We start from the raw sequence: 12415 nt of genomic DNA on the forward strand, positions 1-12415 counted from the left end.
GCGAAAATGTGGGATGGTGCGGGCGGCCGGACTCGAACCGGCACGGGAAAGCCCAAGCGATTTTAAGTCGCTTGCGTCTACCTGTTCCGCCACGCCCGCATGACCCCCCAGGCGGATGGCCCGAAGGTAAAGCGGCGGACGGAACAACGCAAGAGTGCGAATAAAGACAACGTGATCCCAGACGTGCCAACCCCTGACACGGCTTATCGGGGGGCGTCAATCTCTTCGGGAACACCCTGCGGCGCGAAGTCCGTCCGTCCGCGCAAGGCGCGGTGCTGGCGTAACGCCCAGGCGACGTTGGGGTAGGCGAGGTGGCCCCACGGCAGGTCGTCCCAGTCGATCAAGGCAACCTCCTGGCTTTCGGGACCCGGTTCGCACACGGGGGAGAGCATTCGCCCACGATAGACCAGATGAACCTGGCTGATGTGGGGCAGGTTGTAGAGTGCCAGAAGGTCGGTCAGTTCGACCTTGGCACGGGCTTCCTCCCAGACCTCACGGGCGGCGCCCTCCTGGGTGCTTTCGCCCAGTTCCAGGAACCCGGACGGCAGGCACCACATCCCCTCGCGCGGCGGAATGGCCCGCCGGACCAGAAGATAGCGGTCCTCCCAGGTGCAGACCGCACCGACGATGACTTTCGGATTGTCGTAGCGGACGTACCCGCACTCGGCGCACACGAGTCGTTCCCGGTCATCGCCCTCGGGGACCATGGCCACGGTGGGACCCGTGCCACGGGCACCGCCGGGCACGGTCGTGAAATAGGTCTTGTGAATACGATCGACACTCACCGGATGGTTACCATTGCGGCGCCCCGCGCGAACGACACGGCGCGCCGAAGCCAGACCCGTGTCAGCGACACATCCCAGCTATACCACAATGTCCAGGTAGGTGCCACGCGGCGCCGTCGGATCCAGGTCCTGACCTTCGAAACGGATCCTGGGCGCGGGTTGGGTCTCATCCGCCGCGATGGCCGCCCGCGACGCGGCCGCCGTGGCGGCGCCCCCGCCGCGCTGGTTGCCATCGGCCGGGGCGGAGGGCCGCACGGTATCGGTCTGCAAAGCCGACGATGTGGCTCCGGAAAGTCCCGATACTTCGCTCATGCTGCCCTCACTGCCCTGTCAGGGGATGTCTGGCCGCCGGCCTGAAAGACGCTCAGGCGGTGATGTCGACCGACGCGCCCTTGCCCGATTCGGCGACCGGCGTGACGGCCTGGGCTGGGTTCTGGGCGTTTCCGCTCGCCTGCTCCAGCAGGCCCACGACCGCCTGATCGGCCTCCGCGGACATCCGCAGCATCGCCGTTTGCGTGGACATCATGTTGGCGGCCTGGCTCAGGAGGGTTCCTCCCACAATGGAGGCCATGCTCATCGGTCTGTCTCCCATTCTGGGGCACGTGTCACGACTCCGGGTCCCTTGCCTTGCCCATCCACGGGTCGCGATCGAGCCGGACCACATTCCGGCCGCGCACGCGCAAGGTCACCCGACGGGACGATGATTTCCCACGACAAAGATAGCAAATGACGGGCAGAGGGACAAGACCAGCCGTCACAATCAAAAATTTGCACGACAATGATGCAAAAACAGGACAAGTTTTATGGAATGATCATTGGGGCGAGTCGGCGCAAAACCGCCATTGGCCCGGCCTGTCAGCCGACATTTCCATGGCAATGTTTGTATTTTTTCCCGGACCCGCACGGGCACGGCTCGTTGCGGCCCACCTTGCCCCAGGTCGACGGATCGGCGGGATCGCGCGACTCGGGCGCGACGACGGTCCGGACGGGCTCGGCCACCCGAAGGCCTTCGCCCTGCGGCGCGCCGGCGCCGACGGCCGGCTCCGGATTGTCATGGCGGGCCTGCATCCGCGTCGGCGCGGCGCGCGGCACCAGTTCGTCCTCGGGCGGCGCCTCGCGGATCTCGACATGCGCCAGATACTGGGTGACGCGCTCGCGCAGGGTTTCCAGCATGGCCTCGAAGAGGGCGAAGGCTTCCTGCTTGTACTCGTTGAGCGGATCGCGCTGGCCGTAGGCGCGCAACGAGATTCCCTGGCGCAGATGGTCCAGGTGCAGCAGGTGCTCCTTCCAGGTCTGGTCCAGGAGCTGCAGGAGCAGGCTTTTCTCGACCAGGCGCAACGTGTCGGCGCCGTAGCGGGCGGCCTTCTGAGCCATGGCCTGTTCGGACGCCTCCAGAATGCGCTCGCGGATTTCCTCCTCGGCGATGCCCTCTTCGTGGCGCCACTGCTCGCAGGGCAGGTCCAGGGCCAGCAGCCGCAGACACTCGTCGTGCAGGCCGGTCATGTCCCATTCGTCCGGCATGGCCTTGGGCGGCATGTGCTTCGGCACGATGTGGTCGACCACCTCGCGGCGCATGTCGACGACGGTGTCGCGCACGTCGGTGGTGGTCATGAGGTCGCGGCGCTGTTCGTAGATGACCTTGCGCTGGTCGTTCATCACGTCGTCGAAGCGCAGCAGGTTCTTGCGGATCTCGAAGTTGCGCGCCTCGACCTTCTGCTGAGCCTTTTCCAGCGCCTTGTTGATCCAGGGATGCTCGATGGCCTCGCCTTCCTCCAGGCCCAGGCGGCGCAACATGCCGTCCATGCGGTCGGTGCCGAAGATGCGCATCAAGTCGTCTTCCAGCGACAGGAAGAACTGGGACGCGCCCGGGTCGCCCTGACGGCCGGAGCGGCCGCGCAACTGGTTGTCGATGCGCCGGCTTTCGTGGCGTTCGGTGCCGATGACCATCAGGCCGCCGGCCTTGAGCGCCTGCGCCTTGCGGGCCTCCACCTCGGCGCGGATGGCCTGGATGCGCTGGTCGCGCGCCTCGCCCTCCAGCTCGGCCGGGACCTCGCGGGCCAGGCGCATGTCCAGGTTGCCGCCAAGCTGGATGTCGGTGCCGCGCCCGGCCATGTTGGTGGCGATGGTCACCGCGCCGGGAATGCCGGCCTCGGCGATGATCAGGGCTTCCTGCTCGTGGTGGCGGGCGTTCAGCACGTTGGGCTTGATGCCCTTGGTCTTGCGCAGCGTCTGCGCCAGGAATTCCGACTTTTCGATGGAGACCGTGCCCACCAGCACCGGCTGGCCGCGCTTGTGGCAATCCTCGATCAGGTCGACGATGGCGTCGTATTTCTCGCGGGCCGTGCGGTAGACCTGATCATCCATGTCATCGCGGACCATGGGCCTGTGGGTGGGCAGGTCGACCACCTCCAGGCTATAGATCTCGGCGAACTCGCCGGCCTCGGTCATGGCCGTGCCGGTCATGCCGGCCAGCTTGGGATACAGCCGGAAGAAGTTCTGGAAGGTGATCGAGGCCAGCGTCTGGTTCTCGTTCTGGACCGTCACGCCTTCCTTGGCCTCCAGCGCCTGGTGCAGGCCCTCGGAGTAGCGGCGGCCCTCCATGGCGCGGCCGGTGAACTCGTCGATGATGACGATCTTCCCGTCCTTGACCATGTAATGCACGTCGCGCTCGAACAGAGTCCGCGCGCGCAAGGCCTGGTTCAGGTGATGCACCAGCGAGACGTTGGACAGGTCGTACAGCCCGCCGGACTGGATCAGGCCGGCATCGCGCAAGAGTTGCTCGGCGTATTCCGTGCCCTCTTCGGTCAGGCTGACCGCGCGCTGCTTCTCGTCTTTTTCGTAGTGGTCTTCCGACAGCTTGGGGATCAGCTTGTCGACCTTGCCGTACAGGTCGGTGCTGTCCTCGGCCATGCCGGAGATGATCAGCGGCGTGCGCGCCTCGTCAATGAGGATGCTGTCGACCTCGTCGACGATGCCGAAGTTGAAGGGCCGCTGGACCATGTCCTCCAGGCGGAATTTCATGTTGTCGCGCAGGTAGTCGAAGCCCAGCTCGTTGTTGGTGCCGTAGGTGACGTCACAGGCGTATTGCGCGCGGCGTTCCGCGTCGCTCAGGCCGTGCGTGATGCAGCCCACCGTCAGGCCCAGGAACTCGTAGATCTGGCCCATCCATGCCGCGTCGCGCTGGGCCAGGTAGTCGTTGACCGTGACGACATGGACGCCCTTGCCTTCCAGGGCGTTCAGGTACACGGCCAAGGTCGAGACCAGGGTCTTGCCCTCGCCGGTCTTCATCTCGGCGATCTTGCCCTGGTGCAGCACCACGCCACCCATCAGCTGCACGTCGTAGTGGCGCTGGCCCAGCGTGCGCTTGGCGCCCTCGCGCACGGTGGCGAAGGCCTCGATCAGCAGGTCGTCGAGGGGTTCGCCCTTTTGCAGGCGGTCGCGGAACCACGCAGTGCGCGCGCGCAGGGCGTCGTCCGACAGCCCCGCCAGCTCCGGTTCCAGGGCGTTGATGGCGGCGACGGTCTTTCCGAGGCCCTTGATGTAGCGATCGTTGGCGGTACCGAACAGCTTTCGGGCGATGACGCCGAACATGGGATGACCTCGGAAGCGGACAGAGAGGCGGACAGGGAGGGCAGGGGCACATAGAAGCAGGGGCACATAGAAAACGTCGCCCCGGAGCCCCGGGGCGCGTGCCGGCAAGAGATAGAGAGCGGGGGCAGGGCTGTCAACGAAACGCCGGCCCCACAAGCGTGTGCCCCAAAATGGTCAGAAACAGCACCTATCTGACGCGACGGTGGTGTCGCTGGCCCGGCCGAGTGGTTGACCCAGGCGGTTGACGATCCCGGCGCGACGGGTCAGGGTGCCGCCCACATCGCGCGGCTGGCGTCCTTGATGCCCGGCCGCCAATCTCTCGAGACCTTTCCGCTCCAACGAGGACTCACGACATGGTTCGCCCCACACCCCGCGCGCTGGCCGTCGCGGCCGGCCTTTCCCTGGTTCTGCTCGGTGCTCCGGCGGCTGTGCAAGCCCAACAGGAGATCGATCCCGATACCGTCGTGGCCCGTGTCAACGGCCACGAGATCACCATGTCCCGGCTCCAGGCCCTGCGCGCGCGCGATCCCCAGCTTCAGCAGGTGCCGCTGCCCATGCTTTATGAGTCCCTGGTCAACCACCTGGTCGAGGGCGAGTTGATCGTGGGCAAGGCCAAGGCCGAGGGCTTCGGCGATCACCCCGACGTGCAGGAACGCCTGAACGCCGTGCGCGACGAGATCATCCGCAGCATCTATCTGACCGAGATCGTCGAGGACGCGGCCACCGAGGAGGCCTTGCAGGCGCGCTATGAGGCGTTCAAGCAGGAGCATCCCCCCGAGGAAGAGGTCAAGGCCTCGCATATCCTGGTGGAATCCGAGGACGAAGCCCGCGCGATCATCCAGCAGCTTGAGGACGGCGCCGACTTCGCCGAGCTGGCCAAGGCCGAGTCGACCGGCCCGTCGGCGCCCAACGGCGGTGACCTCGGCTATTTCAAGCGCAACGGCCAGATGGTCGAGCCGTTCGCCAAGGCGGCGTTCGACCTGGAGGCCGGCGCGTACACCACCGAGCCGGTGGAGACCCAGTTCGGCTGGCACGTCATCAAGGTGACGGACCGCCGCATGTCCGAGCCGCCGAGCCTGGAGGAGGTGCGCAATCAGCTCACCACCGAGATCGCCCAGGACACGATCTCTGACCTGGTCGAGGATCTGCGCGACGACGCCGACATCGAAACCACGCCGATCGAAGAGATCGCGCCGAAGGCCGAGTAAGGCGGCGCGCGCATGGACACCGTCCCATCCCCGCTCGCTCCCGAGACCATCGTCACGCCCGCGCCCGTCGCGGGCGTGCGTCTGGCCACGCGGGCGTGCGGGGTGCGCTATCGGGACCGCACCGACGTCCTGCTGGCGCTGTTCGACCCCGGCACCACGGTGGCCGGGGTGCTCACGCAGTCCGCCACCCGATCGGCGCCGGTCGAGTGGTGCGCGGCCGGCCTGAGGGGCGGGGCAGCCCGCGCGCTGGTGGTGAATTCCGGCAACGCCAACGCCTTCACCGGGCTGCGCGGCGTTTCCTCGGTGGAAAACATCGCCGCCGCCGCCGCCGCCGTGGCGGGCTGCAAGCCGGAAGAGGTCTTCGTCTCCTCCACCGGCACCATCGGCGAGTTCCTGCCCGACGCTCGCATCACCGGCCCGTTGCCGGAGATGGCCGCCGCCGCCCGCCCCGACGCCTGGGTCGAGGCGGCACGGGCCATCATGACCACCGATACCTATCCCAAGACCGCCACCAGCCAGTGTCGTATCGGCGACGCGGTGGTGACGCTGTCGGGCATCGCCAAGGGTTCGGGCATGATCGCGCCGGACATGGCGACCATGCTGGCCTATGTGGCCACGGACGCGGCCCTGCCGCCGGAGGTGCTGAAGGCGCTGTTGGTCCCGGCCGCCGATGCGTCGTTCAACAGCATCACCGTGGACGGCGACACCTCGACATCGGATACCCTGCTGCTGTTCGCCACCGGCAAGGCCGACCACCCGCCCGTCACCTCCGCCGACGATCCGGCCCAGGCGTCGTTCCGTGCGGCGCTGGACGCGCTGTTGCTCGACCTGGCCCACCAGGTGGTCCGGGATGGCGAGGGCGCCAGCCGGTTCGTGGAGATCCGTGTGACCGGCGCTGAGACCGACCGCGCGGCGCGGCGCATCGGCCTGACCATCGGCAACTCGCCGCTGGTCAAGACGGCCATCGCCGGGGCCGACGCCAACTGGGGCCGCATCGTCATGGCCGTGGGCAAGGCCGGGGAGAAGGCCGACCGCGACCGCCTGGCCATCCACATCGGCGGCGCGCGGGTGTGCGAAAGCGGGTTGGCCGTGCCCGACTACGACGAAACGCCGGTGGCCGCGCATATGCAAGGTCGCGAGATACTGATCGAGGTGGATGTGGGCGTGGGATCGGGCCGCGCCACCGTGTGGACCTGTGACCTGACCCACGGCTACATCGACATCAATGCCGACTATCGAACCTGACGCCTCTGCCCTGGACCAGCAGACCGCGCGAACCCTGGCGGCGCGGCTGGAGGAGGGCGGCTGCGAGGCGACTCTGCCCCTGGTCACCGATCGGCTGGTCCTGCGCCTGCCCCGGGCCGAGGACGTGGCCGCCGTCCTGCCCCATGCCGGGCAATGGGATGTTGCTCGTTTCACCTCCAGCATCCCCCATCCCCTGAGCGAGGACGACGCCCGGGTGTGGCTGAGCCGGGGGGCGGAGGCCCGGGCCAAGGGGGCCGGCGTTCAGCTCATCATGACGGATCGCGCCGATGGCACGATCAGGGGAGTGGTCGGCCTCGGCTGGGGCCACACCTGGCCGGAGGCCGAGGTGGGCTACTGGGTCGGACCGCCGTTCCAGGGGCAGGGCCTGGCCACCGAGGCGGTGCGGGCGATCCTGGGTCTCGGCTTCGAGGCCCTGGGGCTGGCGACGGTGTTCGCCACCACCAAGCCGGACAACGTCGCCTCGCGGCGCGTGCTGGAGAAGGTGGGGCTGCGCCCGGACGGCCAGCGCCTGCGCATCGATGCCGTGGCGCGCGGCGAAATCTGGGACCACGAGCGCCTGTCCATCGACCGCGCCACGTGGGAGGCCGAGCGCGCCGCCCGCTCCCGTATGGTGCTGGTGGTGGCCGCCGCGTTGGTGGATGTGGACGGGCGTGTGCTCCTGACCCGCCGGCCCGAGGGCAAGGCGATGGCCGGCCTGTGGGAGTTTCCCGGCGGCAAGGTCCACGACGGCGAGACCCCCGAACGTGCCTTGATCCGAGAGCTTCACGAGGAACTGGGCATCGACGTCCGGCACGCCTGCCTGGCGCCGCTGACGTTCGCGTCTCACGCCTACCCGGACTTCCATCTGCTCATGCCGCTGTTCGTGCTACGCTCGTGGCAGGGGCGCGTGACGCCGCGCGAGGGCCAGGAGATCGCCTGGGTGCGCGCCATGCGCCTGCGTGACTATCCGATGCCGCCGGCCGATCCGCCGCTGATCCCGGCCTTGCAGGACCTGCTGGGCTGACGCCGTCCGGCTCATCCCGTGCCTGGAGACGCCATGACCGCCGACGCACCGCCCACCGCCGCCCTGATCGTCATCGGCAACGAGATTCTGTCGGGGCGCACCCAGGACGCGAATGTGACATTCATCGCCGGACGGCTGTCCGCCATGGGCATTCCCTTGCGTGAGGTGCGCGTCGTGCCGGACGAGGCGGCGGCCATCGTCGAGGCGGTCAACACGCTGCGCGCGCGCGCGACCTATGTCTTCACGACCGGGGGCATCGGCCCCACCCACGACGACATCACCGCCGCCAGCATCGCCGCCGCCTTCGGCCGGCCCCTGGTGCGCCATCCGGAGGCCGAGGCTCTCATGCGCGAGGCTTACGGCAGCGACATCACGGAGGTCCGTCTGCGCATGGCCTCAATGCCGGAGGGGGCGGCGCTGATCGACAACCCGGCCAGCGGCGCGCCCGGGTTCCGGGTCGAGAATGTGTTCGTCCTGGCCGGCGTGCCCTCGATCATGCGCGCCATGTTCGAAAGCCTGGCGCCGGACCTGACCGGCGGGCCGCCGATTCTGTCGCGCGCGGTCACCGCCACGGTGCGCGAAAGCGAGGTGGCGGAGGCCCTGGCCGCCATCCAGGCGCGCTGGCCGGCGGTGGACCTCGGCAGCTATCCGTGGGCGCGCGGCGGTCAGATCGGCACGACCCTGGTGGCGCGCGGCACCGACGCGGCGGTGCTGGAGGCGGTGGTCACCGACCTGGTGGCCATGATCGACGGCAGGGGCGCGGACGCCACCATCCAGGAGGGCGGGGGCTGAGGGAGAGGGTGATGGGCCTTTACGCCAACGACGCCAGCATGGGCGCCGAATCCTCGATCTTGGTGATGTTGTCCAGGCCCTGGCGGATGTCGGTCATGATGAACTCAGAGCGCTTGACCGGGCCGCCCGCCGTGGGGCGCGGGAAAAGGCGCGCCCAGGCGTTCATCTTCACCGTCAGGCCACACAGAACGCCGCCAATGGTGACGTGGTAGGCCTCGATCAGCTCCTTGACCCTCTGGAAGCGGGCGGCCGAGATGTTGTCCCACATGGCCCTGGTCGAGCGCTCGAAGTTCTCGAACCGGCCGGTGATGGCGGCGGTCAACTCGTTGATCGTCGTTTCGATCATCTCGCAGGACTTCATCAGGTTCTGGTCCTGGCGAAGCTGATAATTCTTTCGAAACTCGTACATGGACTCGATGAAATTGTCGAGCAGCGGCGCGAGCCGGTCCAGACACTGCTTGTAATAGGACAACGACAGGAAAATATCGCCGTAGTTCTCCAGGAACTGCGGCACCTCCAGGATATCGATGCCCAGGGCGTCGGCCATTTGCTGTAGCCTTTGTCGCGCCCGCCGGACGTCGGGGTCCCGAAACAACTGCACGACATCCTCGAACCGTTCCACCTTGACGTCTTCGCCACCATAGATCTCGGCGATCAGCGGCCGCGTGAACTGCGTCATGTAGGCGGTCAGTTCCCGATTCTTATCCGCCGACAGTTGCAGGGCTTTCTGATCGTTCACCTGCACGCCGATGCGTCGCAGCATGATCCGCAAGGAAAAGACGTCGTAGCTGTGCAGCGTCGCCAGTTTGCGCACCACCAAGTGGTCCGGATGGTCCTCCTCCGGCGGCCAGTTCATCAGCTTGCCGAGATCCTCGATCGCCACCTGGCCGCTGCCCGTCTGGACGTCGGAGAACAACTCGATGACGCTGTGCAGGTGGGCGTTCTTGACCAGCCGGGCCTGACGCAGCGCCGGCGTTTTCAGTGGAATGATGGACAGCGGCAGGATGAACAGGGAATCCATGTCGCCGTCTTCGATGGGGTTGACGGTTTTGTCGCTGTCTTGACCGGTGGAAACGGCCATACCTGCTCTCCTTGGCAACGGCGGGCGAACGGCCGCAATGGTATCGAGTCCGCCGCTCAAAGCCCATGGGAAATGCCGGCCCGGCTGCCCGGCCCTGATCGACCGATTCCATTTGCCCGGGACCTGCTTTAGGGTCCGCCGTTTCTCAGTCAGGAGGACCCCATGCCCAGACCGTCCGGCCGCCGGCCCGATCAACTCCGCGCCATCCGCATGGAAACCGGCGTCAACAAACATGCCGAAGGCTCATGCATGGTCCGGTTCGGGGATACCCACGTGCTGTGCACGGCCAGCGTCGACGAGCGCGTGCCGCCGTGGATGCGCGGCAGCGGGCGCGGCTGGGTGACGGCCGAGTACGGCATGTTGCCCCGGTCGACCAACACCCGCACCGACCGCGAGGCGGCGCGCGGCAAGCAGTCCGGCCGCACGCAGGAGATCCAACGGTTGATCGGGCGCAGCCTTCGCGCGGTCACCGATCTTGACGCCCTGGGGGAGGTCCAGATCAAGGTCGACTGCGATGTGCTACAGGCTGACGGCGGCACCCGCACGGCGGCCATCACCGGCGGCTATGTCGCCCTGGCGTTGGCGCTGCGCCGCCTGCACGGTCTTGGCGTCATCAAGAGCGTGCCGCTGATCGGCCAGGTGGCGGCGGTCTCCTGCGGGCTGGTCGACGGCACGGCCGTCCTTGACCTCGATTACGCGGAGGACTCCGAGGCCCAGGCGGACGCCAACTTCGTCATGACGGAAAGCGGCGGGATCGTGGAAATCCAGGGAACGGCGGAGACCACCCCCTTCGCCGAGGCCGAGTTCCTGGCCCTGCTGGCGCTGGCCCAGGCCGGGATCGCCGATTTGTGCCGGATGCAGGCGGAGACTCTGGCCGTGGCGGGGGAGTGAGCCGCGCGGTCAGAACCGCAGGCGCAGGCCCATCGACATGCCGTGATCACCGCCCGTCGTATCGCCGGCGGGCGCGGCCGACACGCCCCGGCCCAGCCCCAGGGCCGGGCCTTGGTCGAGCGGGCCGTCGCTCTCGCTGCCGCTGTACCGGTAGGCGAAGTCGAGACTCAGGCCATCGCCCAGGCTGACGTTGGTGCCGGCGGTGGCGCCCCAACTGACTCCGGTGCCGGAGGTCGGTGACATGGCCACGGCGGCGCCGGCGCCGTCCCGGTGCAGGCCGGCCGGGGTCTCGACGTGGCCGGCCGCGACGCCGGCGCCGAGGTAGGGCCGGATTCCCCAAAGATCGAGTCCTGTGGCGGCGTTGACGTCGACCACGGCGGACACTCCCGCGCCGACGCCACCGGTGCCAAAGGCCGAGACGCCTGCGCTGCCCGGCGCGGCGCTGGCGGCGCTCAGGCCGGCGGTGGCATCGGCCAGGCCCGACCGCACACTCAGGCCAGCATCCAGGCGCAGCCAGCCGCCCAGTCCGTACCGCAGGCCGACGCCAGAGGTCATGCTGGGGTCGGCGCCGCCGCGTGGGGCTGGCCCCAGGCTGAGGCAGCCGGCCAGCGGCTGGGTGCGACCGTCCAGTCCCGATGTCTCGTCGGCACACGGCAGTCCGAACGCCGTCGTCGCCGTCTGCGGCACGCCGAAATTGGCCACCAGCGTCAATCCGGCCAAGTCATCACGCCCCGGGGTCGCCGCGCCGTCGTCGGCAAAAGCCACACCGTTCGCGCCCGCACACGCAAGGACGGCGATCGCGGTCGCGATCGCGCGTGTCCGCCATGCCATCACACCGCCGTTACCGCGATGCGCGAGGACACCCATGTCCGTCACTCCTTCGAACGGCCCCACCATATTAATGTACGGCCCCTGCCCGGCGCGGACAACTCTATCCGAGGCGGGTTAACAGGCGTTTTCCGCACCCCAGCCTCGCCTGCGACGGCCGACTGGCGGGCGGCCATGAACACGCGATTCGGTGCGCAAACGAGGCTTGCACCGTGGTCTCCGGCCCAGTATAAGGGCCGCTTCTTGCGCGGGAGACCCCTGATGAAAGCCGATATTCACCCCAGTTATCATGAAATCACCGTCATCATGACGGACGGAAGCGAGTTCAAGACTCGCTCCACGTACGAGGGCGATACCATCCGACTGGACATCGACCCGAAAAGCCATCCGGCCTGGACGGGTGTGCAACGCTTGGTCGACACGGGCGGCCAGGTGGCCAAGTTCAACAAGAAGTTCGCCGGGTTCGGTCTGAAGAAGTAAGGCGCGGGTCGCCTCTATCGTGGGCGACTCGGCCCCCTCCCGACCGCCGCCATGAATGGGCAGGCGTGCGGGCCGATAAGGGGGCGTTAACCGTTTCGGTGTATCCGTGTGGTGGCAGGGAGAGCGGTCCCGGTGGCCCGCCGCTCCCGACGCCATTCCGCGCCGCCTTCCGGACAGACCACGCCCATGGCCAGCGAGCCCAAAGCCCCCACCCAGAAACAGGCCGTCTACAGCGTGCCGGTGGAGATTGCCGTGGTGCTCGGCAAGGCCAACCTGCGCGTCAACCAGCTTCTGAAACTCGGTCGTGGCGCGGTGGTCGAGCTTGAACAGAAGACCAGCCAGCCGGTCGAAATCTACGCCAACGACATTCTCGTCGCGCGCGGTGACGTCGTCATCACCGAGGGCGACAAGATCGGCGTGACGCTGACGGAACTCGTCAAAAGCTACAATCAATCGCGGTAGGTCACGTCGGGAGCCCGTTCCTCGGGCC

13 protein-coding genes and 1 tRNA gene are annotated in these 12415 nt (G+C 67.7%); 7 read left to right on the forward strand and 7 right to left on the reverse strand.

Annotation, left to right across the window (positions count from 1 at the left end; genetic code table 11):
* Positions 1 to 14: 14 nt before the first annotated feature.
* The 5 genes from Q0309_RS16920 to secA all read right to left on the reverse strand — a co-directional run bounded on the left by Q0309_RS16920 (position 15) and on the right by secA (position 4376).
* A tRNA-Leu gene (locus Q0309_RS16920) sits at positions 15 to 99 on the reverse strand.
* 104 nt (positions 100 to 203) lie between these two features.
* Complete coding sequence (locus Q0309_RS16925; protein ID WP_299444323.1) at positions 204 to 746, reverse strand: NUDIX hydrolase; 543 nt, start codon at positions 744 to 746, stop codon at positions 204 to 206.
* 117 nt (positions 747 to 863) lie between these two features.
* Positions 864 to 1097, reverse strand: coding sequence for a hypothetical protein (locus Q0309_RS16930; protein ID WP_299444015.1), 234 nt, complete (start codon positions 1095 to 1097; stop codon positions 864 to 866).
* Between the two features lie 52 nt (positions 1098 to 1149).
* Positions 1150 to 1362, reverse strand: a complete 213-nt coding sequence (locus Q0309_RS16935) for a hypothetical protein (protein WP_299444018.1) — start codon at positions 1360 to 1362, stop codon at positions 1150 to 1152.
* A 278-nt stretch (positions 1363 to 1640) separates the two neighbouring features.
* Entirely contained in the window at positions 1641 to 4376 is a 2736-nt protein-coding gene (gene secA, locus Q0309_RS16940; protein WP_299444021.1) for a preprotein translocase subunit SecA, read from the reverse strand.
* A 353-nt stretch (positions 4377 to 4729) separates the two neighbouring features.
* On the opposite strand from secA, the gene Q0309_RS16945 reads away from it, so the two are divergent.
* From Q0309_RS16945 to Q0309_RS16960, 4 genes are read left to right on the forward strand one after another with little or no spacing between them, the layout of a single operon-like run.
* Complete coding sequence (locus Q0309_RS16945) at positions 4730 to 5584, forward strand: peptidylprolyl isomerase (protein ID WP_299444024.1); 855 nt, start codon at positions 4730 to 4732, stop codon at positions 5582 to 5584.
* A gap of 12 nt (positions 5585 to 5596) precedes the next feature.
* Positions 5597 to 6829, forward strand: coding sequence for a bifunctional glutamate N-acetyltransferase/amino-acid acetyltransferase ArgJ (gene argJ, locus Q0309_RS16950; protein ID WP_299444027.1), 1233 nt, complete (start codon positions 5597 to 5599; stop codon positions 6827 to 6829).
* Positions 6810 to 7853: an 8-oxo-dGTP diphosphatase MutT gene (mutT, locus tag Q0309_RS16955; protein ID WP_299444030.1), complete on the forward strand. Its 1044-nt coding sequence runs from the start codon at positions 6810 to 6812 to the stop codon at positions 7851 to 7853. The genes argJ and mutT overlap by 20 nt, the downstream gene beginning before the upstream one ends.
* Before the next feature lie 33 nt (positions 7854 to 7886).
* Positions 7887 to 8645: a molybdopterin-binding protein gene (locus tag Q0309_RS16960; RefSeq protein ID WP_299444033.1), complete on the forward strand. Its 759-nt coding sequence runs from the start codon at positions 7887 to 7889 to the stop codon at positions 8643 to 8645.
* 19 nt (positions 8646 to 8664) lie between these two features.
* On the opposite strand, the gene Q0309_RS16965 is transcribed toward Q0309_RS16960, so the two are convergent.
* Positions 8665 to 9726: a hypothetical protein gene (locus tag Q0309_RS16965; protein ID WP_299444036.1), complete on the reverse strand. Its 1062-nt coding sequence runs from the start codon at positions 9724 to 9726 to the stop codon at positions 8665 to 8667.
* Between the two features lie 162 nt (positions 9727 to 9888).
* Between Q0309_RS16965 and rph the strand changes: the two genes are divergently transcribed.
* Positions 9889 to 10617 (forward strand): ribonuclease PH, encoded by a 729-nt coding sequence (gene rph / locus Q0309_RS16970; protein WP_299444039.1) that lies wholly within the window; start codon positions 9889 to 9891, stop codon positions 10615 to 10617.
* 9 nt (positions 10618 to 10626) lie between these two features.
* Here the strand turns inward: rph and Q0309_RS16975 are convergent, their stop codons facing one another.
* Complete coding sequence (locus Q0309_RS16975) at positions 10627 to 11382, reverse strand: hypothetical protein (RefSeq protein ID WP_299444042.1); 756 nt, start codon at positions 11380 to 11382, stop codon at positions 10627 to 10629.
* 324 nt (positions 11383 to 11706) lie between these two features.
* On the opposite strand from Q0309_RS16975, the gene rpmE reads away from it, so the two are divergent.
* Positions 11707 to 11925 (forward strand): 50S ribosomal protein L31, encoded by a 219-nt coding sequence (gene rpmE / locus Q0309_RS16980; RefSeq protein WP_299444045.1) that lies wholly within the window; start codon positions 11707 to 11709, stop codon positions 11923 to 11925.
* A gap of 186 nt (positions 11926 to 12111) precedes the next feature.
* On the forward strand, positions 12112 to 12387 hold the full coding sequence (locus Q0309_RS16985) for a FliM/FliN family flagellar motor switch protein (protein ID WP_299444048.1): 276 nt from the start codon (positions 12112 to 12114) through the stop codon (positions 12385 to 12387).
* Positions 12388 to 12415 lie beyond the last annotated feature (28 nt).

Origin of the sequence: uncultured Rhodospira sp., from assembly GCF_937138205.1 — a bacterium.
Classification (GTDB): Bacteria; Pseudomonadota; Alphaproteobacteria; order Rhodospirillales; family Rhodospirillaceae; genus Rhodospira.